Annotated in this window: 22 protein-coding genes and 1 tRNA gene; 16 read left to right on the plus strand and 7 right to left on the minus strand. The window is 59.9% G+C overall.

What is annotated here, in order from left to right:
• The first annotated feature begins 1 nt into the window (after position 1).
• The 6 genes from OHL13_RS02065 (at position 2) to murG (ending at position 7,681) form a co-directional block, all read left to right on the plus strand.
• Positions 2–1,492 (plus strand): UDP-N-acetylmuramoyl-L-alanyl-D-glutamate--2,6-diaminopimelate ligase, encoded by a 1,491-nt coding sequence (locus OHL13_RS02065; protein WP_263408451.1) that lies wholly within the window; start codon positions 2–4, stop codon positions 1,490–1,492.
• Positions 1,489–2,865, plus strand: coding sequence for a UDP-N-acetylmuramoyl-tripeptide--D-alanyl-D-alanine ligase (locus tag OHL13_RS02070; RefSeq protein ID WP_263408452.1), 1,377 nt, complete (start codon positions 1,489–1,491; stop codon positions 2,863–2,865). The genes OHL13_RS02065 and OHL13_RS02070 overlap by 4 nt, the downstream gene beginning before the upstream one ends.
• Before the next feature lie 8 nt (positions 2,866–2,873).
• Positions 2,874–4,010: a phospho-N-acetylmuramoyl-pentapeptide-transferase gene (gene mraY / locus OHL13_RS02075; protein ID WP_263408453.1), complete on the plus strand. Its 1,137-nt coding sequence runs from the start codon at positions 2,874–2,876 to the stop codon at positions 4,008–4,010.
• Between the two features lie 92 nt (positions 4,011–4,102).
• A complete protein-coding gene (gene murD, locus OHL13_RS02080; protein WP_263409109.1) occupies positions 4,103–5,461 on the plus strand; it encodes a UDP-N-acetylmuramoyl-L-alanine--D-glutamate ligase in 1,359 nt (452 codons plus the stop codon).
• Between the two features lie 46 nt (positions 5,462–5,507).
• The gene (gene ftsW, locus OHL13_RS02085) at positions 5,508–6,602 is read left to right on the plus strand and encodes a putative lipid II flippase FtsW (protein ID WP_263408454.1); all 1,095 of its coding nucleotides are present in this window, start codon (positions 5,508–5,510) and stop codon (positions 6,600–6,602) included.
• Positions 6,602–7,681: an undecaprenyldiphospho-muramoylpentapeptide beta-N-acetylglucosaminyltransferase gene (gene murG / locus OHL13_RS02090; protein ID WP_263408455.1), complete on the plus strand. Its 1,080-nt coding sequence runs from the start codon at positions 6,602–6,604 to the stop codon at positions 7,679–7,681. Before ftsW ends, murG begins: the two co-directional genes overlap by 1 nt.
• A 36-nt stretch (positions 7,682–7,717) precedes the next feature.
• On the opposite strand, the gene OHL13_RS02095 is transcribed toward murG, so the two are convergent.
• The 4 genes from OHL13_RS02095 to OHL13_RS02110 all read right to left on the minus strand — a co-directional run bounded on the left by OHL13_RS02095 (position 7,718) and on the right by OHL13_RS02110 (position 9,856).
• Positions 7,718–8,668: a YXWGXW repeat-containing protein gene (locus tag OHL13_RS02095; RefSeq protein ID WP_263408456.1), complete on the minus strand. Its 951-nt coding sequence runs from the start codon at positions 8,666–8,668 to the stop codon at positions 7,718–7,720.
• Between the two features lie 185 nt (positions 8,669–8,853).
• The gene (locus OHL13_RS02100; protein WP_263408457.1) at positions 8,854–9,126 is read right to left on the minus strand and encodes a hypothetical protein; all 273 of its coding nucleotides are present in this window, start codon (positions 9,124–9,126) and stop codon (positions 8,854–8,856) included.
• Positions 9,127–9,279: 153 nt separating this feature from the next.
• Positions 9,280–9,594, minus strand: a complete 315-nt coding sequence (locus OHL13_RS02105; protein WP_263408458.1) for a hypothetical protein — start codon at positions 9,592–9,594, stop codon at positions 9,280–9,282.
• Positions 9,575–9,856 (minus strand): hypothetical protein, encoded by a 282-nt coding sequence (locus tag OHL13_RS02110; protein WP_263408459.1) that lies wholly within the window; start codon positions 9,854–9,856, stop codon positions 9,575–9,577. Before OHL13_RS02110 ends, OHL13_RS02105 begins: the two co-directional genes overlap by 20 nt.
• A gap of 306 nt (positions 9,857–10,162) precedes the next feature.
• Between OHL13_RS02110 and OHL13_RS02115 the strand changes: the two genes are divergently transcribed.
• From OHL13_RS02115 to OHL13_RS02150, 8 genes are all read left to right on the plus strand, one after another.
• Positions 10,163–10,543, plus strand: a complete 381-nt coding sequence (locus OHL13_RS02115; protein WP_263408460.1) for a HesB/IscA family protein — start codon at positions 10,163–10,165, stop codon at positions 10,541–10,543.
• Positions 10,544–10,725: 182 nt separating this feature from the next.
• A complete protein-coding gene (locus tag OHL13_RS02120) occupies positions 10,726–11,925 on the plus strand; it encodes a type II secretion system F family protein (protein ID WP_263408461.1) in 1,200 nt (399 codons plus the stop codon).
• A gap of 31 nt (positions 11,926–11,956) precedes the next feature.
• Positions 11,957–13,603, plus strand: coding sequence for a GspE/PulE family protein (locus OHL13_RS02125; protein ID WP_263408462.1), 1,647 nt, complete (start codon positions 11,957–11,959; stop codon positions 13,601–13,603).
• Between the two features lie 11 nt (positions 13,604–13,614).
• Positions 13,615–14,625, plus strand: a complete 1,011-nt coding sequence (locus tag OHL13_RS02130; protein WP_263408463.1) for a type IV pilus biogenesis protein PilM — start codon at positions 13,615–13,617, stop codon at positions 14,623–14,625.
• On the plus strand, positions 14,625–15,368 hold the full coding sequence (locus OHL13_RS02135; protein WP_263408464.1) for a PilN domain-containing protein: 744 nt from the start codon (positions 14,625–14,627) through the stop codon (positions 15,366–15,368). Before OHL13_RS02130 ends, OHL13_RS02135 begins: the two co-directional genes overlap by 1 nt.
• The gene (locus tag OHL13_RS02140; RefSeq protein ID WP_263408465.1) at positions 15,365–16,012 is read left to right on the plus strand and encodes a hypothetical protein; all 648 of its coding nucleotides are present in this window, start codon (positions 15,365–15,367) and stop codon (positions 16,010–16,012) included. The genes OHL13_RS02135 and OHL13_RS02140 overlap by 4 nt, the downstream gene beginning before the upstream one ends.
• A complete protein-coding gene (locus OHL13_RS02145) occupies positions 16,009–16,644 on the plus strand; it encodes a hypothetical protein (protein ID WP_263408466.1) in 636 nt (211 codons plus the stop codon). The genes OHL13_RS02140 and OHL13_RS02145 overlap by 4 nt, the downstream gene beginning before the upstream one ends.
• Positions 16,641–17,402, plus strand: a complete 762-nt coding sequence (locus tag OHL13_RS02150; protein WP_263408467.1) for a type II secretion system protein — start codon at positions 16,641–16,643, stop codon at positions 17,400–17,402. The genes OHL13_RS02145 and OHL13_RS02150 overlap by 4 nt, the downstream gene beginning before the upstream one ends.
• Positions 17,403–17,411: 9 nt before the next feature.
• On the opposite strand, the gene OHL13_RS02155 is transcribed toward OHL13_RS02150, so the two are convergent.
• A tRNA-Gly gene (locus OHL13_RS02155) sits at positions 17,412–17,486 on the minus strand.
• 109 nt (positions 17,487–17,595) lie between these two features.
• On the opposite strand from OHL13_RS02155, the gene OHL13_RS02160 reads away from it, so the two are divergent.
• Entirely contained in the window at positions 17,596–18,666 is a 1,071-nt protein-coding gene (locus OHL13_RS02160) for a radical SAM protein (RefSeq protein WP_263408468.1), read from the plus strand.
• Positions 18,667–18,737: 71 nt separating this feature from the next.
• On the opposite strand, the gene glmS is transcribed toward OHL13_RS02160, so the two are convergent.
• Positions 18,738–20,615 (minus strand): glutamine--fructose-6-phosphate transaminase (isomerizing), encoded by a 1,878-nt coding sequence (gene glmS / locus OHL13_RS02165; RefSeq protein ID WP_263408469.1) that lies wholly within the window; start codon positions 20,613–20,615, stop codon positions 18,738–18,740.
• A gap of 66 nt (positions 20,616–20,681) precedes the next feature.
• Positions 20,682–21,650: an NAD-dependent epimerase/dehydratase family protein gene (locus OHL13_RS02170; protein WP_263408470.1), complete on the minus strand. Its 969-nt coding sequence runs from the start codon at positions 21,648–21,650 to the stop codon at positions 20,682–20,684.
• Positions 21,651–22,048: 398 nt separating this feature from the next.
• Between OHL13_RS02170 and OHL13_RS02175 the strand changes: the two genes are divergently transcribed.
• The gene (locus OHL13_RS02175; protein ID WP_263408471.1) at positions 22,049–23,197 is read left to right on the plus strand and encodes a DegT/DnrJ/EryC1/StrS family aminotransferase; all 1,149 of its coding nucleotides are present in this window, start codon (positions 22,049–22,051) and stop codon (positions 23,195–23,197) included.
• Position 23,198: the final 1 nt, after the last annotated feature.

A 23,198-nucleotide genomic window follows, 5' to 3' on the forward strand; every position in this document is an offset into this window, starting at 1 on the left:
TATGCTTTTTTCTGAAATTGTTGAAGGTATTGAACTCGAAGAGCAGACCCATGGCTCATGCGAGATTACGAGCGTCGAGTATGACTCGCGGCGCGTGCACGAAGGATCGTTGTTTGTTGCCATGCGTGGCAGCACGACGGACGGCAACACGTACATCAAGCAGGCGATGGGGAAAGGTGCTGCCGGAGTTCTGACGGACTCGCGCGAGGTGTTTTCGAATGCGCTGTCGCGCTGGCCGCATCTTTGCATTGGCCTGGCGCAGCATGGGCGCAGGTCACTGGCTATTGCCAGCGCCAACTTCTATCAGCATCCCGAACGCACGCTGAAGATGACCGGCGTGACCGGCACCAACGGCAAGACGACGACCGCCTACCTGGTGGAAGCGATGCTGAACAGCGCGCAGCGGACAAGCGTGCTGGTGGGCACGATTGAATATCACGTGGCCGGAGAGGTGCGTGTGTCACCGCATACGACACCGGAGTCGCGTGACCTGCTGGAGCTGTTTCACGATGCCGTGGGCCGCGGCGCGACCGAGGCCGTGATGGAGGTAAGCTCGCACGCGCTGCACCAGGGCCGTGTGTACGGCATGCCGTTTGATGTGGCTATCTTCACGAACCTGACGCAGGACCATCTGGATTTTCATAGGACGATGGAGCGCTATTTCGCGGCAAAGCAGAAGCTGTTTGCGGGCGATGGTTCGCCGGCGCCGCGCGTGGCGGTGATCAATGTCGACGACGAGTATGGCAGGCGGCTGGCGAAGTTCAGCCTGACACAGGGCTCCGTGGTTGCAGAGTATGGCGTGGAGAAAGGCGACTGGCGCGCGGAGGATGTGGTGCTGGAAGCGGGATCAACGCGATTCACGCTGAAGACGCCCCATGGAAGCGTTGCGATGCACTCCAACCTGACCGGCCATGTGAATGTGCTGAACCTGCTGGCGGCTTCGGCGGCGGCGCATGCACGGGGCTTGTCGCTGGAGCAGATTGCCGAAGGATCGGAGCAACTGGCGTATGTGCCGGGCCGTTTCCAGACGGTACCGAACGAGGCCAGCATTACTGTGGCGGTGGACTACGCGCATACCGATGATGCGCTGCTGAACCTGATCAAGCTGTCGCGTCAGCTTGTGGGGAACAACCAGCGGGTGATCACGCTATTCGGCTGCGGTGGAGACCGGGATATTACCAAGCGTCCGAAGATGGGGCGCGCGGCGGCGCGGGGCAGCAACCTGGTGGTGTTGACCAGCGACAACCCGCGCACGGAAGATCCGGCGATCATCATGGAGCAGGCGCTGCGCGGTGTGGAGGAGATTGGTACCGACTGCATTGTCGAGGCCGACCGCGAAGCTGCGATTCGCAAGGCGATTGCCGCGGCGAAGCCGGGAGATATTGTGCTGCTGGCAGGCAAGGGCCATGAGAAGACGCAGGTGCTGGCGACGGGCACGGTTCCGTTTGACGATGTTGAGGTGGCTGCACGCGTGCTGCAGGAGCGTGCATGAAGCTGACGCTTGGTCAGATTGCCGACTGGATTCACGCCGAGGGCGACTTTGATGATGAAGCCGTGGCGTATGGCTACTCCATTGACTCGCGCACGATTGGAGCAGGAGACCTGTTCTTTGCCGTGAAGGGCGAGCGCATGGACGGCCACGACTTTGTGGAGACCGCGCTGAAGGACGGTGCGGTGGCTGCCGTGGTGAGCATGCACTGGGTGGTTCCGGCAGAGGTGGACGAGGCGAAGCTGCTGCGCGTTCCGGAGGGCGAGGACTGTGTGCTGGCGGCAATGCAGAAGCTGGCGACGGCGGTGCGCAGGCACTGGGGCAAGCGCGTGATCGGCATTACAGGCTCGGCGGGCAAGACGACGACCAAGGAAGCCGTGGCCGCTGTGCTGGGCGCGAAGTTCAAGGTGTTGAAGTCGGCGGGGAACCTGAATAACAACTTCGGGGTTCCACTGCAGGTGCTGCGGCTGGAGCCGGAGCACGAGATTGCCGTTCTCGAAATGGGCATGAACCACGCGGGCGAGATTACGCTGCTGGCGAAGATCGCCGAACCGAACTGGGCGGTGGTGTCGAATGTGGCCCCGGTGCATCTGGAGCACTTTCCCGAGGGGATTGCAGGCATTGCGAAGGCGAAGTATGAGCTGGTGGAGTCGCTGCCGGAGGATGGCGTCGCCATTCTGAACGCGGATGACGCGTATGTCAGCACCTTTGGTAGGGGTATGGGTGATCGCGCGGTCTTCTATGGGCTGGGTGAGGCGGCCCAGGTGCGTGCGGAGCATGTGCAGGAGGCAGGCGAAGAGGGCATGACCTTTACGGTCATTGCCGGGAAAGAACGCGCCGAGGCAAAGCTGGCCCTGCTGGGCAGACACAATGTCTACAACGCGCTGGCGGGGATTGCGACCGGGCTGCAATGCGGGATGACGTTGCAGGAATGTGTGGCGGCGCTGGCGGAGCTGCAGCCTTCGGACAAGCGCGGACAGGTGCTACACCATAAGGGTGCGACGCTGATCAACGACTGCTACAACTCGAACCCTCGTGCACTGGATGCGATGGTGGAGGCACTGCTGGCTGTGAAGGCAGACCGGCACATTGTGATTGCGGGCGAGATGCTGGAGCTTGGGCCGGAAGGGCCTGCCCTGCATGAGGCCTGCGGCCGCACGATGGCGAAGCTGGGCGTCCGGCAAGTGGTGGGGGTACGCGGGCTGGCCGAGCACCTGGTGGCCGGTGCGAAGGCGGAAGGCGCCGAGGCGGTGTTTGTGGCGACTCCGGAAGAGGCTGGCGAGTGGCTGGATGCGAATCTGCGCGAGGGGGATGCTGTGTTGTTGAAGGCATCACGCGGGGTACGTCTCGAACGTGCGTTGGCGGCGATACACTAGGCGGACACATGCTTTACTGGCTGCTCTATCAGAAGTTATTTCCGTACTTTCGACTGTTCCGGATCTTCCGTTACCTGACCTTCCGGACGGTCTTTGCGTCGCTGACGGCGCTACTGATCGGCCTGATTATCGGGCCGTATGTGATTGAGCGTCTGCGCGAGTTTCAGATTGGCCAGTACATCCGCGAGGAAGGTCCGCAGAGCCACCAGAAGAAGAAGGGCACGCCGACGATGGGCGGTGTGCTGATCTGTATCTCCATCCTGGTGCCGACGCTGTTATGGAGTGATCTGTCCAACCCGCTGGTGTGGATTACGGTGCTTTCGACCTTCTTCTTTGCGGCGATTGGGTTTGCGGACGACTACATCAAGGTGGTCCATAAGCGGAACCTTGGCCTGACCAGCAAGCAGAAGTTCGCTCTGCAGCTGATGGTGAGCCTGGGTGTCGCGCTGGCACTGTGCGTGATGCAGCACAAGGGGCTGTATTCCACGCGCCTGGTGGTGCCGTTCGTCAAGAAGTTCCGGCCGGACCTGATTATCGGAGCGCTGATGCATAGCCATACCTTCTGGTGGCTGGGCTTTGCGCCGTTTGTGATTTTTACCATGCTGGTGCTCACCTTCAGTTCCAACGCCGTCAATCTTACGGACGGGCTGGACGGCCTGGCGATCGGCTGCACGATTATTGCCGCCGGAGCGCTGACGGTGCTGACCTATGTGAGTGGCCACGCGGTGTTTTCCGACTACCTGGAGTTGTCGCGTATGCCGATGGCGGGCGAGCTGAGCATCTTCTGCGGCTCGATGGTGGGGGCTTCGATCGGCTTCCTTTGGTACAACGCGCATCCGGCCGAGGTGTTTATGGGCGACGTAGGGTCGCTGGCGCTGGGTGGGGCGATTGGCACGGTGGCTGTGCTGATCAAGCAGGAGCTGTTACTTCCGTTCATTGGCGGCGTCTTTATCCTTGAAGCGCTGAGCGTAATGCTGCAGGTGGGCAGCTACAAGTTAAGGAATGGGAAGAGGATCTTCAAGATGGCTCCGCTGCACCATCATTTTGAGCTGATGGGGTGGAGCGAGAGTAAGGTGATTGCTCGTTTTTGGATCGCGGCGCTCGTCTTTGCATTATTCGCGTTGACGACGTTGAAGCTGCGGTAGGTGGTAGCCTTACTTTCTCGGATAAACCAAGCAAAAGCAGATTCCTCCGCTTCGCTGCGGAATGACAACCAAGAAGAGCAAAGAATCGAATGATTGATCTGAAGAATAAGCGTGTTCTCGTTGTTGGGCTTGGGAAGTCGGGTCTTGCTGCTGCTCAGTTTTTGAAGGAGCAGGGAGCGCAGGTGACGGTGTCGGACTCGCGCGCGGCGACGGCGCTGCAGGCGGAGCTGCCGGGGCTTCTGGAGGCCGGGATTGCGGTCGAGACCGGAGGGCATGGGGTGCTGACCTTCCGCCGGCAGGATTTGCTGGTGGTCTCGCCCGGTGTGCCGCTGTCAGTGCCGGAGATTGCCACGGCGAAGGCCGCGGGGGTTCCGGTGATGGGTGAGGTCGAACTGGCCTCGTACTTCCTGAAGGGTCAGATCATCGCCATTACGGGGTCGAATGGGAAGACGACGACGACCTCGCTGATTGGCCATATTCTGAAGTCTGCAGGTCTGCCGACGCTGGTGGGCGGCAATATTGGCACGCCGGTGCTGAACCTGCGACGGGTTTCGACGCATAAGCACTGGTTGGTGTTGGAGGTTTCGAGCTTCCAACTGGAGACGGTGGAGCACTTCCATCCGAAGATTGCCGTGGTGCTGAACATTACGCCGGATCATCTGGACCGTCATGGAACCTTTGAGGCGTATGCGGCGGCGAAGTACCGTATTACCGTGGCGCAGGACGCTTCGGACTTCCTGGTGTTGAATGCCGAGGATGTGCCGACGCAGTTGACGGCCTCGCATACCAAGGCGGGCATCTACTGGTTTTCGCCCTCGCGGCAGATCAAGCAGGGTGCTTTTGTACATGGCGACGGCATCTACTTCAAGGCCAAGGAAGGCGCGCGACCGGAGCCGATTATGCCGGTCAGCGAGATTCCGCTGAAGGGGGCGCACAATATTGCCAACGTACTGGCGGCGATTACGGCGGCCCGGCTGGCGGGTGTTTCGAAAGAGCAGGTACGCACCGGTGTGGCCAGCTTCAAGGCCGTGGAGCACCGGCTGGAGTTTGTCCGCAAGCTGAACGGCGTGGACTACTACAACGACTCGAAGGCCACGAATGTGGACGCGACGGTGAAGGCGCTGGAGTCGTTTCCCAAGGGGATTCACCTGATTCTGGGGGGCAAGGACAAGGATTCGGACTACACCACGCTGGTTCCTTTGCTGAAGGACCGGGCAGTGGCTGTTTATACGATTGGTTCTGCCGCGGAAAAGATCGAGTCGCACCTTAACAAAGTAGTCAACATAGTTGCAGCGGGAACTTTGGAAAACGCTCTGGCGAAGGCGAAGGAAGCTGCGCAGCCGGGCGAGGTGGTCTTGCTGGCGCCGGCGTGTGCCAGCTTTGACCAGTTCAAGAGTTACGAGCATCGCGGCTGCGTCTTCAAGGAGACGGTGAACGGCTGGGTGGAGTAGGCGGGGCGAACGCGGACCTCTCCTGCTGCGGTGAAGAAGGCAGGAGATGGCAAAGCGGGTCGGCGTCGATAAGTGGTTGTTCTTCGTGGTGGTGCTGCTGGTCCTTGTGGGACTGGTGATGGTGTTTTCCGCCTCGGCCGTGATGGCGAAGGAGCGCTACGGATCTCCGTATACGTTTGTGACCAAGCAGGCCGGGTGGGCCCTGCTGGGCCTTACCGCCATGACGCTGCTCATGCGCGTGGACTACCGCAAGTACAACAACCCCAAGCTAGTGCTGCCGTCGATTGCAGTGACGATGATCCTGCTGATCGGCGTCTTCGCCATGCGGGACTCGCACAATACGCACCGCTGGTTCAAGATGGGGCCGTTCCTGAGTTTTCAGCCGTCCGAGATTGCCAAACCCGTGCTGGTGCTATTCCTGGCGTGGTTTCTGCAGAACCGCATGCATCGCATGGATGATCTGAAGGGGACGATTCTGCGGGCGGTGGGGCCACCGCTGCTGATGATTGCACTGATCCTGAAAGAACCCGACCTGGGCACGGCGATGGTGTGTGCCGCGGTGCTGGCGCTGATGCTGTACCTGGCGGGGGCGCAGATGCGCTATTTCGCCATTGGAGCGGCGCTGGCCGCTCCGGTAATGTACTTCCTGCTCTTCCACGTGGCGTGGAGGCGGGCCCGCATGCTGGCGTATATGGACCCGGAGAAGGACCCGCGCGGAACCGGTTTCCACATTCTGCAGTCGCTGATTGCTGTGGGGACAGGCGGCTTCCGTGGGCTGGGACTGATGGAAGGCCGGCAGAAGCTGTTCTACCTGCCGGAGCCTCATACGGACTTTATCTATGCGAATGTGTGTGAAGAACTAGGAATTCTGGGTGCCTTGTTTGTGGTGGCGCTGTTCGTAGTGCTGGGCTATCGTGGGTTGCGGACGGCGTTTCTTTCGACCGACCCATTTGCGCGCTTCCTGGCGTTCGGGATGACCTGCGCTATCCTGATTCAGGCGTTCTTCAACATCAGCGTGGTGCTGGCTCTGCTGCCGACCAAGGGCATTCCGTTGCCGTTTATCTCAAACGGCGGCACCAGCGTTTTTACTACGCTGGCCTGCATGGGCGTTCTGCTGAATATTTCCCGCGAGACAGATTGATGAAGGTTTTGATTGCCGGTGGCGGCACAGGCGGCCACGTGGTTCCGGCGCTGGCCATTGGGCGCAGACTGCGCGATGCGTTTGGCGCCGAGGTGCGCTTCGTGGGGACGGAGCGCGGGCTTGAGACGAAGATGGTGCCCGAGGCCGGGTTTCCGCTGGAACTGGTGAAATCCGGCCAGTTGAAGAACGTAAGCCTGATGACGCGGCTGAAGACCTTTGCCGACCTGCCGCTGGGCGTGCTGTATTGCATCCGGCTGATGCGGCGCTTCAAACCGGACGTGGTGGTAGGCGTTGGCGGCTATGCCAGCGGACCGGCGATGGCGGCGGCGGTGCTGTTGCGGATTCCGACGATGGCGTACGAGCCGAACGCGGTGCCGGGCATGACCAACCGGCTGGTGGGGAAGTATGTGGGCGCCGCGGCGGTGGCGTATGAGCAGACGACCCGGTACTTCCGCCATGCTCAGGTGACAGGTGTTCCTGTGAGGCCGGAGATCTTTGATCTGCCGCAGAAGCCGGAGGGAGCCGCACCGCGCCTGCTGGTGACGGCAGGCAGCAACGGAGCGGCGGTGTTCAACGAGTTTGTCCCGAAGATTGCCGTGCGGCTGCTGGAAGCGGTTCCGGGGCTGACGATTGTGCACCAGGCCGGGGCCCGGCAACTGGACAAGGCGCGTGAGGCCTTTATTGCCAGTGGAGCGGACCTGTCGCGGGTGGAGGTTGAGGCGTTTCTGAAGGACATGCCGCAACAGTACGTGCAGGCGGATCTGATTCTGGCGCGGTCCGGCAGTACGGTGGCGGAACTATGTGCGGCGGGCAAGCCGTCGGTGCTGGTGCCGTTTCCGCAGGCTGCGGATGACCACCAGAGGAAGAACGCCGAGGTGCTGGCCAACGCCGGTGCGGCGGTTCTGCTGCTGCAGAAGGATGTGACGGAGCAGAGCCTGCTGGAGGCGCTTACGGGACTACTGGGAGATGCCGGGCGGCGGGCGAAGATGGGTGCCGCGGCGCGATCGCTGGCGAAGCCGGGAGCTCTGGACCGGATTGCCGGGATGGTGAAGGAATTAGCGGAAACGAAGAAGGGCTGAGGATTCTCTCCTCAGCCCTTCGGGTTTGTTGGGGGATTAGCGACGTCCGCCGCCACCACCGCGTCCACCGCCGCCACCGAATCCGCCGCGGCTACCGCCACCGCCGAATCCACCACGGCTGCCACCGCTAAAGCCCCCACCGCCGAAGCCGCCGCGGGGGGCGCTCATGCTGCCGCCACCGAAGCTGCCACCACGGTTGCCGCCGAAGCTGGGCTGACCGCCGCCGAATCCACCGCGGCTGGGCTGGCTAAAGCTCTGGCCACCGTTGTAAGCCTGGCGGTTTCCGCCGAAGTTCTGGCCTCCCCCGTTGAAGCTGCCACGGTTCTGGTTGCCCTGGAACGACTGGCGGTTGCCACCGTTGTTGAATCCGCCACGGTTGCCGTCAAAGTTGCCACGGTTTCCGTTGTTGAATCCGCCGCGGTTGACGTTCACATTGGTGCGGTTGAAGTTGTTAACTGTCGTGCCACCGCGATAGTTGGCGAACCGGGCGGGCGGGTTGCGCTGGAAGCTGGCTCCGCCGGGGTGTACGGGGACACCGCGGAAGGGCTGGTTATAGAACGATCCGCGGAAGCCGGGCCCGAAGTTGCAGTAGGCGCGGTTGTACCAGAAGCGTCCCGAGTTCCAGTAGCCGCCGTAGAAGCCGGTTCCGAAATAGCCGAAGCCGTAGTTGATACCACCGTAGTAGCCAATGGAGGTACCCCAGTAGCCAGGGTGCCACAGATAGGCGCTGCTGCCCCAGCCCCACCAGCCAGGTGTCCACAGGGCGCCGCTGTAAGGAGGAAGTACCCAGGTGCCATCGACCCAGTAGTAGCCGCCGTCACCGTAAGCCCAGTAGCCGGGTGTCCAGATATAGCCGTCGCCCGGGGCGACAGGCTGCGCGTACACAGGGATCGGGGGAGGGGCAATGCCTACGGAGACGAATACGGCAGCGTGCGCCGCCACGGGAGCAACTGCCGCTCCGAGAACAAGGGCCGAGCCCAGGAGCATTTTTCCAAACGATTTACGAATTGTTCTGGCTACATCCATCAGGGTCACCTTGCCGTTGGTTCATCCTTCGTAGCCAATGGCTTGCGAGGATGCCCGGCGGGCTTCCGGCCCAAGAGCAAGAGGGTCCGGCGCTCGTTAAATTGGAACACCGGACCGGATGGAAAGTTGCTGGGTTGGGGAAATGACTAGTGGGTCAGTGCCTGCCAGGCACTATAGATATAGGTGCCCATGATGGCGGCTGTAGCCAGGCCGGCGGCTCCGCCAGCGAGGCGAACGACGGGGCCTAACTTGTTGACTTTCCGCAGAATCTCCTTCTGCTCGGATTGCTCGACGGTATTGGAATCGCTCAGGAAGAGTTGGTCCTCTTCATAGCGGGTAAGAGTTCCGCGATACGCCAGAAGTGCAAGGAAGCAGGCGGTCAATGCCGCCCAAACGATCAGCATGACTTGCATAGACATGTTGAAAACCCTCCGAAAGACTGCAATCGCCGGCTCGGGATACCGGGTGGGTCCGCTTATTGGGTTCGCGGGCTCTCGGGGTAGGCAGGGCCGTCCGCGCGGAATGATACTCCCGGCCATAACGAAAGAACCATAGATTTCAGAAAAATAGTTTCAGAGGCGAATCAGGGAGAAAAGCAGGGCAAAAACGCCCACCAGGGCTGCAATGGTGCCGAGCAGCAGGCCGACAATAAACAGTCCGGCCAGGCGACGCTGTTTTTCGGACGGGTGGGTGATGCCAAAGAAGTCGATAAACCAGTTGGCGATGCGGCTGACCATACGTGTGCCTTTCACTTTATAGGAAAGATATTGGCTGTGTCGTAAAGGATTCATTTGCGATGTACTTAAGCAGAACGGGCTGCCCAGTATGGGCAGCCCGTTCTGAACCAAGGCGTATGCGGGAACCGGCTTATCCGTTCTGCAGAACATGGATAGCATTCATGACGTAGATTCCCAGCAGCGTGGCGGAGAGAGCGAGAATGCTTCCGCCAGCGAAGGCAACAAGTGGTTTGAGGAGACGAATCCTCCGCAGGATGGTGCCCTGCCGGCGTTTTTCCTCGCCGAGGATATTTTCATCCAGGAAGATCTGGTCTTCTTCCGCACGGGTAAGAAGACCGCGATAGACCATCAGGACCGTGGTGGAGAGAAAAAGCAGGGTCCAGATTGTCCAGAGAAGAGTCATCGTGTGCATGATGCACCTCCCAAGGGTCGAACCGGGTGTGCTTTCTGCAGCCGTCTGTGGGGAAACTGTGGGCCCGTCCACGACGGCGGTCAGGCCTACCGGGCGGGTCTGCAAAAGAGGCGAGCATGCAGGCTCGGAGGGTAGATAAGGCCACCCAATCGGAACTATACGCCTGTTTCGAATCTGCGGCGCAAGTTGCATCCATTTTGCTACGGAGGCATCCATTACTAAGAGTGCCGGGGAGAAAACGCCCCTTGCCCGCCTTTACCCGGGCGCATACACTTAGATGAAGACTGAAACATAGGAGTTCTGACCATGGCCACTACTGCCGTTACCCCTGAGGTCGTTACCTCGCCGATGCCGCCGTCGCAGCCCGTCAATCTGACGCCCTCCGCGATTGTCAAGGTGAAGGAGATCATGGCGACGCAGGATCCCGTTCCCGCCGGACTGCGCATTGGCGTTGTCGGTGGTGGATGCTCGGGCTTCCAGTACTCCATGAGCTTTGAGAACCAGCAGGGCATGATGGACAAGGTTGTCCGCTTTGACGACCTGAAGGTCTTTGTGGACGCTACCAGCGCCATGTATCTGAATGGCTGCACGGTGGATTACGTTGAGACGCTTGAGGCCGCCGGCTTCAAGTTCGAGAACCCCCAGGTGAAGAGCACCTGCGGTTGCGGATCGAGCTTCAGCGTATAAGCATTTCAGAATCGGTAATTGAGAGAAGGCCCCGCGAATCTGCGGGGTCTTTTCTTTTTGACTTCCGGAATGAGGTGCGCGGTCGCTCTGCGGTGGTTATGCTCCGATTGGCTGGAGGGGGAGTTTAACTTTCATCCGGGTAGGCCCAAAATGAGGGCCTGGCCCGTCTAAACTCATACAGAATGACCGAGTTTGTCATCAAGTTAGCCGACGAGCGCGGCCGTGTGCAGGAGCAGGTTCATGCCGCCGCCACGGCGGAGGAACTGCGTCTGCGGTTTGCCCAGGCCGGATATCTGGTGTATTCGGTCAAACCGCGGTCGGTGCTGGCCTCTGGCCGCAAGAAAAAGATCAAGCTGGATATCTTTTTGATCTTCAACCAGCAGTTTTTGACGCTGATCCGTGCCGGTTTGCCGATTCTTGGCTCGCTGGACCTGTTGACCGCTGGGCAGAAGGACCTGAATCTGAAGGCGCAACTTGAGGATGTAGCTGCGCGGGTCAGGACGGGAGAGTCGCTGTCCACGGCGTTTGAGGCGCAGACCGGGGTTCCGATTATCTATACGACGACGCTGCTGGCGGGCGAACGCTCCGGCAACCTGGAAGAGGTGCTGCAGCGATTTGTGGACTTCCAGCGGATGTCGCTGAGCTTTACCAAGAAGCTGCGTTCGGCGCTGGTGTATCCCATTGTGCTGGTGCTGATGGTTGTCGCCATCATGATCTTCCTGCTGACCTTTGTGATTCCGCGCTTTTCAGAGCTGTATGAGCAGCTAAATACGCCGCTGCCGGGAATCACGGTCTTTCTGCTGGACCTGGGAAAGAAGGCGCAGACCTATGGAATTTATGTCGCGCTAGCCTTTGCGGCTGGGGCATATGTGTTCTTCCGCTGGTTGAAGACCGATACCGGCAATGCCCTGGTGGACAAGGTGCGTATCCGGCTGCCGCTGGCCGGCCCGGTGTGGCTGAAGTACCAGGTGGCTCTGTTCTCCCGGACTCTGTCGACGCTGTTGACCGGCGGTTTGCCGCTGGTTCCGGCGCTGGAGACAGCGGCCAAGTCGATCAACAGCCGCCAGACGGCGATGGCGGTCTATGCCTCGGTTGGTTCGGTTCGAGAGGGTAAGGGGCTGGCGGTTTCCCTGCGTGGGACGAAGATTTTTCCTGACCTGGCGACGGAGATGATTGAGGTGGGCGAGTCGACGGGCGCGCTGCCGGCGATGTTGAACTCGGTGGCGGAGTTTTTTGAGGAAGATGTGCAGCTTTCCCTGTCGGCCGCGATGAGCCTGATTGAGCCGATTCTTCTGGTCTTTATGGGTATCGTGATTGCCGTTATTCTTATCTCGCTCTACCTGCCGATCTTCTCGCTGGGTGCGGGCGGAATGGGGCAGTAAACACTTGGCAGGAAACGGAGTCCAATAGACCATGGCACAAGCCCCCATCGCGATCCCGCTGCCTGCGGCGAATGGCCTGGAATTGAATGAGGTGGAGCGCGCGCAGATGCTGGCGCGGCGCTATCACGCCGAGTTTGTGGATCTGAAAAACTTCAAGATTCAGCATGAGCTGTTTCGCACGGTGCCGGTGGAACTGATGTTCCGCTACAACTTCGTTCCGCTGGAGCAGAAGACGGATGGCCGGCTGGTGATTGCGGTAAGCGATCCGTCGAAGCTGATGGTGCTGGACGAGGTTGCCTCCCTGCTTTCGGCAAGGCTGATTGCGCGTGTCGCGACACTGTCGCAGATTACCGACCTGCTGAAGAAGAATGAGCAGTCGCAGCGCGTGCTGGAAGAGGCCAGCGAGGGGCTGACCTTCGACGTGATCTCGCTGGAAGACAACCCGGACGAGAACATCTCCATTGAGAAGCTGACCAGCGAGGAAGATATCTCGCCGATTATCCGCCTGGTGGATACGACGATCTTCACCGCGCTGGAGCGGCGTGCTTCGGATATTCACCTGGAGACGTACGACGACTCGCTTCTGGTGAAGTACCGTATCGATGGTGTGTTGACACAGGCCATGGCTCCGATTGCACGCGAGCATCACCAGACGATCCTGTCGCGTATCAAGGTCATGAGCGAACTGGATATTGCCGAGCGGCGCGTGCCGCAGGATGGCCGCTTCCGGGTGCGTTACAAGGGGCGCCTGATCGATTTCCGCGTGTCCATTATGCCGACGGTGCATGGCGAGAATGCCGTGCTTCGCGTGCTGGACAAGGAGTCGATGAGCGAAAAGTTCACCAAGCTGAGCCTGGATGTCGTGGGCTTTGGTGAAGAGGATCTCCGCCGTTTCCGCCGCTACATCAAGGAGCCGTACGGCATGGTGCTGGTGACCGGTCCGACGGGTTCCGGCAAGACGACGACGCTTTACGCCGCATTGAACGAGATCAAGAGCGAAGAAGACAAGATCATCACGATCGAGGACCCGGTCGAGTACCAGATCCGTGGCATCACGCAGATCCCGGTCAATGAGAAGAAGGGGTTGACCTTTGCCCGCGGTCTGCGTTCGATTCTGCGTCATGACCCGGACAAGATCCTGGTGGGCGAAATCCGCGATGCGGAGACGGCGCAGATTGCCATCAACTCGGCGCTGACGGGTCACCTGGTGTTTACGACGGTCCACGCGAACAATGTGGTGGACGTGCTGGGCCGCTTCCTGAATATGGGCGTGGAGCCGTATAACTTCGTCTCGGCGTTGAACTGTATCCTGGCGCAGCGCCTGGTTCGCCAGATCTGCGACTTCTGCGCACACTTTGTCACCTATGACGATGAAACTCTGATCCAGAGCGGCCTGGAGCCGGAGGAGTGGCGCGGGTTCCGTTTCCGCGAGGGAGCGGGATGCATGGAGTGCGGTGGCACCGGCTTCCGCGGGCGTTCCGCGATTCATGAGCTGCTGGAGCTGGATGACGAGATCCGTGAGATGCTGCTGGCCAAGAAACCGGGTTCGGAGATTCGCAAGGTGGCCGGGAATAAAGGTATGGCGTTTCTGCGTGACTCAGCCCTGCAACGCGTGCGTGCCGGTATTACTACCTTGAAGGAGATCAACAAGGTAACCTTTATCGAGGCGACCCGGTAAATCATCGACGCATGTCATTTCTTTCCAAGTTGAGTGGTACCTATCAGCGACCTCGCCTGGCAGCGGAGTTGCGGACGCGGTCTGTGGTTGCGGCTGCGGCCGACGCTACGACGGAGCCGTTGCGCGCTGTGGCTCAGGCGGCGCTGGCCGAGGGTGCTTTGACGCCTTCGCTCAGGATTCCGAATCTTGCTGACCGTGTGGCGGTCGCATCGGCGCTGCGTTCCGCGCTGGAGCGTGTGGCCACGCAGTCGCGCGATGTGACCCTTGTAATTCCTGATGCGACGGCACGCGTGGTGTTGCTGGACTTTGACGTGATGCCTTCGAAGTCAGAGGATGCCGACAGCGTGGTGCGCTTCCGGTTGAAGCGCATGTTGCCGTTTGACGCGGACACGGCCGCGGTGAGCTACCAGGTGATGAACGAGACGAGGGGCAGCGTGAGTGTACTGGCGGTTGCCATGCCTGCGGATCTTCGTAATGAGTACGAGCAGGCTGTACGTGAGGCCGGTTATGAGCCGGGAGCCATGCTGCCCTCGTCGCTGGCTGCCGTGGCGTCGCTTGATCCGGCTGACCCGAAGCCGCAGCTTCTGCTGAATATTGATGAGTCCAGCATGACCACGGCCATTGTGAAGGGTGGTGTGCTGGTGCTGTACCGTACGGTTGAGTTTGCCCACATGGAGGCACTTGCGGCAGAGCCTGCTCCGGTGGCTGAAGACCCGACCTCGGCGCTGGCCGCGATGCAGGCGGATGTGCTGCTGGCGGAGGTGGAGCACCTGAGCCAGACGGATGAGATTGCTCGCGCGATCTCTGTCTCGACCGCATATTTTGAGGACACGCAGGGAGCTCTGCCGGACGAGATTCTGGTTGCCGGCAGCTGGCCTTCGAGCGAGCTGGAAAGAATCGCCGTAGCCACGGTTGGCGACGGCATGAAGCTGCGCGAGATTGTTCGGGTGGAAGATCTGCTGACGACACCTTCGGTGGCCCGCAATCTTCTGGCCGGTGTGAGAGGAGCTCTGAAGGGCTGATGCGTATTCAGATCAATCTCGCGTCGCGGCCGTTTGTGGAGCTTGGGCCGGTCTTCAAGCGGCTGCGCATAGCCATGGCCGCGCTGGGTGTACTGGCGGTGGTGCTGGGCGGTTTGCTGTATCTGGAGTCCGCAAAGGCGGACAAAGCCGAAACGGAACTGGCGAAGCTGCGTAATCACACGTCTGACCTGCAGCGTGAGCGCAGCCGCAATGAGTCCCGGATGCATCAGCCTGTGAATGCGGCGGCGCTGGAGCGGTCGCGCTTCCTGAACGACCTGTTCCTGCGCAAGGGGTTCAGCTGGACGGCCGTGATGATGGACCTGGAGAATGTGCTTCCGGCCGGTGTGCAGGTGTCGTCGATTGAGCCGCAGATTGGCAGCGACGGCGAGGTGCATATTCGCCTGCGTGTGCTGGGCGATCGCGATAAGGCGGTGGACCTGGTGCGCAACCTGGAGCATTCGCGTCGCTTTGCGGGACCGAGGCTGGCGAGTGAGTCCCTGCAGACCAGCGGCAACCAGCCGGCATTTCAGATGGCGGCGATGGGCAACGTGGAGTTCGATATTCTTTCCGGCTATAACCCGCTGGCTCCTCGCACGGAGGCGAAAAAGGACGAGCAGGGCAATGCTCCAAAGCTGGAGAAGCCAGGTTCGCATGCGCCTGTGAAGCCACGCGTGACCTCGCCGTCGAAACCGGCAGCGAAGAACGCAGTGGCTCCGGCGAAGAAGGGAGCGGCGAAACGATGAGCACTCCTGCCGTAACTCCGAATGTCATGACGCGCCGTGTCGCGGCTGCATTGACTCCGCTGAACCTGCATGTCGCGGGTGTGATGGTGCTGGTCGCCGTGAATCTTTACCTGGCGGTACACCTGTTTTTCTCGTGGAACACACTTCGCCAGAGCAGCGGTGAGGCGGTATCGCAACAGCAGGTAGCGTTGAAGACCGCCGACATTGCCGCGCAGCCCTTGCGTGGATTGGACGACAAACTGGCGAAATCGCGCGAGGAAGCGGACAAGTTTGCCGTGGAGCGTTTGCCGTATGCGTATTCGGCTGTTGCCGCCGAGCTTGGCTTGCTGGCCAAAAAGCAGAATGTGCGCCTGACGCGTGTGCAGTACTCGCCAACCGATGCCGCGGATGCGCCTGATCCTGACCTGACCGAGGTCCGCCTGGATGCTACGCTTTCCGGCGACTACCGTCCGCTGGTGCAGTTTGTGAACTCGTTGGAGCGCGATAAAACCTTCTTCCTGATTGGCGCTGTGACCTTTACCGGGCAGACAGGTGGCGGGCAGAACAATTCGCCTGTCGGGTCTGTGGTGAACCTACGGTTGCGCCTGACGACGTATCTGCGGAAGCCTTTGCCGTCTGACACCAGGCAGGAGGCGAAGCGATGAAGGGAAACAAAGAAGAGAAACAGAAGCTCATCGCGGGCGTTATTTTCGGCGTTCTTATCGTGGGCTATCTTGGCTACTTCGTGTGGGACAACTTCCTTAGTTCGCCTCCAGCTACGGCGCAACCCAAGGCTCCGGTGATTCGTGACCTGACGCCCAGCGGGGCATCGCAGGGTCCGTCGCGGCCGGGAAAAACAGCCGCGCCTGCAGCGAAAAAGGTAGGAACGACGGCGGCGCAGCTTGACCCCACGCTGCATATGGAAGCGATGAAGGCTGCCGAGTCGCTGGAGTACTCCGGCTCAGGCAGAAACATCTTCTCCATGAGTTCTGCTCCGCCAGTGGTCAATATTCCAAAGCCCGTTGCCTCGGCTCGTCCGCAGGCCCAGCAGCCTGCATTTACGGCTCCGGTTGGACCGCCGCCGCCCCCGCCGATCAACCTGCGTTTCTTTGGTGTGGCGACGCGTAAGGATGGCCAGCGGCAGGCGTTCCTGCTGCAGGGCGAAGATGTGTTTCTGGCCAAGGCTGGTGATATTGTGGCGCGGCGCTACAAGGTGATGAGCGTGAATGCGACGTCGGCCATCATCGTGGACATGACCAACAACAACCAGCAGACCATTCCCCTGGTGACGCAATGACAAGGCGTTGCGGCAATGAAGAGGGATACCTGCTGGTTGGACTTCTGGTCATCATCTTCATTGTGCTGTTGATGCTTGGCGTGGCTGCACCTGCCACCCTGAAGGCACTGCGTCATGACCAGGAGGTTGAGTCCATGCATCGCGCGCAGCAGTATGAGCGTGCCATCCAGGTCTACTACCGCAAGCTTGGCCACTATCCTGCTTCGATTGACCAGTTGGAGAACTCCAACAACATGCGCTTTCTGCGCCGCCGCTACACGGACCCGCTGACAGGGAAGGATGACTGGCGGCTGATTCATTTTGGCGAGACGAAATCGAAGATCAAGGGGTTCTTTGGCCAGCCGCTGGCGCCCACCGGCGGCGGCTTGGGAGCGGCTTCGGGTATGGGATCGGGGCTTGGTGCCTCGACGACATCGACCGGGGCGACAGGGAGTACGGGATCGACCGGCAGCACCAGCCCGTTTGGCGGGATCGGCAGCCAGAGCGCGTCCAGCCTGAAAGGGACCGGTGGTGTGATCGTCGGTGTGGGTACGTCGAAGACCGGAGCGTCGCAACTGGCGATCAACGGCGACGAGACGCACTATGAAGACTGGGAGTTTGTGTACGATCCGCGGATTGAGCAGTTGCGTGCGCAGGCAAGTCTGCTGGGCGGCTCAGCGGGCAGTGGCTCTTTGGGAAGTCTCGGAGCGACGGGATCGACCGGTGCGACGGGTTCTACAGGTTCAACCGGAAGTACGGGAACCACGACACTACCCTGAGAATCAGGCTGGAGCGGGAGACCGGGATCGAACCGGCGACATTCAGCTTGGGAAGCTGACGTTCTGCCACTGAACTACTCCCGCTCGCTGGAGATGATTATAGAGCAGCCGTTTACAGGATAGAACAGGAACGCTTTCTTCCGTCTGGGTTGGCGTGGCTGCGAGGGCGTAATCTTTAAGAGATAGGAGAGTTATGTCTCACGAACTGGGAGCGATCCGCGGGGCAATTCTGGCGGGAGAGCGCATGGATGTTTCTGCTGCCCGCTGGCTGTGGGAGCACGCCACCGATGCGGAACTGCAGGAGCTCAGCACGGTTGTTCGCGACCGCTTTCATCCGCAGCATCGTTGCACGTACATGATCATGCGGATCATCAACTATACGAACGTTTGCGTGGCGCAGTGTGATTACTGTGCGTTTTATAAGCTGCCCGGGCAGGAGGGCGGTTATGTGATGGCGCAGGACGAGGTCTTTGCCAAGCTGGACCAGTTGCTGACGCTGGGTGGCGACCTGGCGGCGTTCAACGGCGGCTTCAATCCGCATCTGCCGCTGAATTATTACTGCGATCTGTTCCGCACAATCCGCGAGCGTTATGGTGATGAACTGGAGTTTTATGCGATGACCATCGCGGAGTTCATGTACCTGGCCGATCATGCGAAGTTGAGCTTTGATGAGGCCGCGGCACGCTTCAAAACTGCCGGTGTGCGGTGGATTACCGGCGGCGGCGCGGAGATTCTTACCGAGGAGTTCCGCAGGCGGCACAGCAAGTTCAAGTACACGGTCAGTGAATACTTTGAGGCACAGCGCGCGATTCTGCGGGCCGGGTTGAAAACAACCGCGACGATGGTCATCGGTTTTGACGAGACGATTGAAGAACGGTTGGAGCACCTGGAGCGTGTACGCGCGTTTCAGGACGAGACCGGCGGTATTGCCAGCTTCCTGTGCTGGACCTTCAAGCCATACTTCACGCAGATTGGCGGTATCGAGATCTCGACGCAGGAGTATCTGCGTCACCTGGCCCTGAGCCGCATCTTCCTCGACAATGTGCCTCGCATCCGCACCTCGGTATTGACGCAGAACGATCGCGCGCTGGAGGGGCTGACGTATGGAGCCGATGACTTCGATCTTCCGATTGAAGATGAGGTAACGCAGAAGGCCGGTGCAACCATAAGCCTGGACTTTGACCGCATCCTCAATGTTGCCCGGCAGCTTGGCTATCAGCCGGAGTACCGGCATGTGGCGACCGGGGCACGCGTCGCAGGTTGAAGAAATCTCCTCTGCCGGGGCAGATGCAATATCCGCCCGGCAGAGACCCGTTCATGGACGGGGTACGTCACTTACTCTACCGTGACGCTCTTGGCCAGGTTGCGTGGCTGGTCCACATCGCAACCGCGTTCGACTGCGATGGAATACGCCAGCAGTTGCAGCGGGATGACCTCGAGGATAGGCAGCAGCAGTTCCGGCGCCGATGGAATGTAGATGGTATGTTCCACGAGCCTGGAGATCTCGGTATCGCCTTCGCAGGCAATGGCGATGACACGGCCGTTGCGCGCGGTGACCTCCTGGAGATTGCTGAGTGTCTTCTCGTACTTGAGTACGCTGTCCGGATTGTTCTCGTCCCTGGTGGCAATGCAGACGACGGGAAGGTTTTCGTCGATCAGCGCATTGGGGCCGTGCTTCATCTCGCCGGCGGGGTAGCCTTCGGCGTGAATGTAACTGATCTCTTTGAGTTTGAGTGCGCCTTCCAGAGCGATAGGGTAGTGAATGCCGCGGCCCAGGAAAAGAAAGTCGCGGGCGTTGGAGAAAATCTTCGCAAGCTCCTGGCAGACAGGGGCGGTGGAGCGAAGGACTTCCCTGGCCTTTGCGGGAAGCTTATCAAGTTCGGTAACGAGCTTTAGACTCTCCTCCTGTGTAATCGTGTCGCGGCATTGCGCCAGGTAAAGCGCAAGGATGAAGAGTGCGGTAAGCTGTGCGGTGAATGCCTTGGTGCTGGCGACGCCGATCTCCGGGCCGGCGTTGGTAGTAATGGTGCCGAAAGCCTTGCGCGTGATGGCCGCGCCGACCACGTTGCAGATGGCAAGCGTTGGCGTGCTTTTGGAGATCATCTCCAGCTGCGCTGCGATGGTGTCAGCCGTTTCGCCGGACTGGCTGATAAGCAGACCCATATCGGTGGCGCCGAGGATGGGATCGCGGTAGCGGAACTCGCTGGCGTAATCCACTTCCACGGGCAGGCGAGCCAGGCGCTCGATCATGAACTTTGCTGCGAGGCCCGCATGCCAGCTGGTGCCGCAGGAGGCAATGGCGACACGCTGTGCACGGCGAAGCTCGTCGACGGTGAGCTTCAGGTCCGGGAGTTCAACCTTGCCGGTGGTGAGGGAGACGCGGCCGAGCATGGTGTCGCGAATGGCGCGCGGCTGCTCGTGAATCTCCTTCAACATGAAGTGACGATAGCCTTCCTTCTCGGCCTGTATGGGATCCCACTGAATATGCTGCGGCAAACGCGAAATCGTGTTGCCGTCAAAGTCAGTGAATACAACGCCGCTGGTGGTGAGGACCGCGATATCGCCGTCCTGCAGATAGACAATGTCGCGTGTGTGATGAAGGATGCCTGGAATGTCGGAGGCGAGGAAGTACTCGTCTTTGCCAAAGCCGATGACGGCGGGTGGCCCGCTGCGCGCGGCGACCAGTTTGCTGGGGTCATCCGCAGAGAGAACACCGATGGCAAAGGCGCCCTTCAGCTTACGAACGGAGCGGCGAACAGCTTCTTCCAGCGAGAGCTGCTCAACGCTCTTGGCATCGAGGAACTCCTGCTCGATGAGATGAGCGATGATCTCTGTGTCCGTCTCGGTGACGAAGATATGTCCGACGGCGACAAGCTCTTTCTTGAGAGCGAGGTAGTTCTCCACGATGCCGTTGTGAACGACGACGAGTGATCCGGTGCAGTCGCGGTGCGGATGCGCGTTCTCTTCCGTGGGGCGTCCGTGCGTTGCCCAGCGGGTGTGACCGATGCCGTAGTTGCCGGCCATCGGTTTGTCTGCAACCAGAGCTTCCAGGTTGCGGAGCTTGCCGGAAGCGCGGTGGACTGTCAGGCCGCTGGCACTGCCGGCAAGCGCGATGCCTGCGGAGTCATAACCGCGATACTCAAGACGGCGAAGACCCTCAAGGATGACAGGGACAACAGGTTTGGGTCCGATGTAACCAACGATTCCGCACATAGGTTGTTTCACTCCAGGTAACGTGGTCGCGGCCGGTCAGGCGCAGCGATGCAGCAATAGCAAAGGTCAGGCGGTATGCCGTGTCATGGAAAGTGCTTCCTGTTCCAGGAACCACTGCACAGTTTTAGCGAGGCCATCTTTGAAGCTGCAGATGGGGTTGTACTTCAGAGCCTGCTTCGAAAGGGTCAGGTCGGCTTCAGAGTGCTGTACATCTCCCAGCCGTGGAGCGGTGTAGAGCGCTTTCTTCTTGAAACAGAGAAAGTGCGCCAGCAGGTCATAGGTTTGGTTCAGACTCTGGCTTTGACCGGTGCCGACATTGAATACCCTGCCGGAGACATCTGCCGCGGGCGCTTTGCAGGCGAGCAAATTGGCGGAGACGACGTTATCAATGAAGGTAAAGTCGCGGCTCTGGTTGCCGTCGCCAAAGATGAGCGGCGTTTCGCCTTTCAGCATATCGGCGGCGAACTTGGCGATGACGCCTGAGTAGGGCGAGTCGGAGCCTTGCCGGGGACCGAAGACGTTGAAGTAGCGCAGGCATACACCTTCGAGGCCATATACATGCCAGAAGCTGCGAACGTAGAACTCGCCCGCGAGCTTTTGTGCTGCGTAAGGAGAAAGAGGATCCGGCAACATCTCTTCATGCTTGGGCTGTGCGGACTTATTGCCATAAGCAGAAGAGGAGGCGGCATAGACAACGCGGGAGACACCGGCGTCGCGTGCGGCCAGAAGCACACTGAGTGTGCCGTCCACGTTGGCGATATGCGTAGTGAGCGGGTCGCGCACCGAACGCGGGACGGAGGCGAGTGCCGCCTGGTGAAGCACAAAGTCGACGCCACGGCAGCACTCGCGAAGCCGGCTGGTCTCATTGATATCCATCACGCGGAAGTCGAGGTCCCGGATGATGCCATCGAGATTATGGACATCTCCTCCAACAAGATTGTCCACGCCAATGACTTCGTGGCCCTGTTGCAGAAGTTCATGAGCGAGAGAGGAACCGATAAAACCGGCCACTCCAGTGATGAGATAGCGTGCCATCCTGGCGACTCCTAAGGCGTGATTCTGGTGATTCGAAACCTGTAGGGTGCATTTCGAATGCCATCCGCAGTGCCGGGGAGCGGAAGCTGTGGGAGCCGCAATCTGTGCGATGAACTTACAGATACTGAGGATTTAGCACAGGTTCCTTGTATATGGCGGTAGCCGGCAACAAGGCACTGTTCTGTAAAAGTGTGCAAACCGTTGCACTGCAGATACGGTTGCGATTGCGTGAATCGCTGCATATTTGCTCGTGTTCTTTGCAAACTCCGGCGTTCCTGTAAAAGGGGAATTCTGGCCCTCGATGTGCATTGAATCCGGAACGTGTGGCCATACAAGGAAGTGCTGGTGAGGTTCTGCTGGTTACAGAACCACGAATGAGCCGCCGGGAGGAGATGTCAATGCAGAAGGTTCGGATGCTCAATTTAGAACGTCAGTATGTCTCGCTTCGTGACGAGATCAATGCGGCGATTGAAAAGGTACTGGCGAATCAACACTTCATCCTTGGTCCTGAAGTGGCTGCCCTGGAAACTGAGGTTGCGAATTATTGTCAGGTGGGACACGCGGTGGGCGTTGCGTCCGGTACGGATGCGTTGCTGCTGGCATTGAAGGCGGCCGGAGTTGGCCCCGGGGATGAAGTGATTGTGCCTGCCTTCACCTTTGTTGCAACGGCGGATACGGTCAGCCTTCTGGGGGCAACGCCTGTTTTTGCGGACATCGATCCGGTGACCTACACCATGGATGTGAATGGCCTGGAGAAGTTGGTGACGCCGGCGACAAAGGCAATCATCGCGGTCCATCTGTATGGGCAGGCTGCGGATATCTTCGCGATTGCGAAGTTTGCGCGGGCGCATAATCTTGTCTTCCTGGGAGATACGGCGCAGGCGCTGGGAGCGACGTACGCGGGCGATCCGGTCTGCTCTTTTGGTGACTTCGGATGCCTTTCCTTCTTCCCCAGCAAGAACCTGGGAGCGTATGGCGACGGCGGCATGATCGTTACCAAGGATGCGGAACAGGCAGCCTTCCTGCGCATGGCGCGCGCCCACGGCAGCGCAAAGAAGTATCGCAGCGAGTTCCTGGGATGGAACAGCCGTCTGGATGAAATTCAGGCGGCGATTCTGCGGGTGAAGCTGCCGCACCTGGATCGTTGGAACCAGCAGCGGCGTGAATGTGCTGCCCTGTACCGCGAGGCGCTGCAGGAGATTGATGAGATTGTTCTGCCGGTGACGGCAGAAGGACGGTCGCATGTCTTCCACCAGTTCACTATCCGTGTTCCCAATCGCGATGCCGTGCAGGCCGCACTGAAGGATATGGGCGTAGAGACGGCGGTGCATTATCCGGTTCCCCTGCATCTGCAGCCGATGTACCAGTACCTTGGCTATGAGAAGGGAAGTCTGCCGGAGGCGGAGAAGGCTGTGGCTGAGGTGGTCTCGCTGCCGATCTATCCGGACCTGCTGCCGGAAGAGATTGCGTATGTGGGCGAGGCTTTGAAACAGGTGATGGCAAAGCCGGAGATGCGTTCGAGGTCTCTGGCAACACAGGCTGGGTGAT

It is taken from the genome of Terriglobus tenax, assembly GCF_025685395.1.
Lineage (GTDB): Bacteria > Acidobacteriota > Terriglobia > Terriglobales > Acidobacteriaceae > Terriglobus > Terriglobus tenax.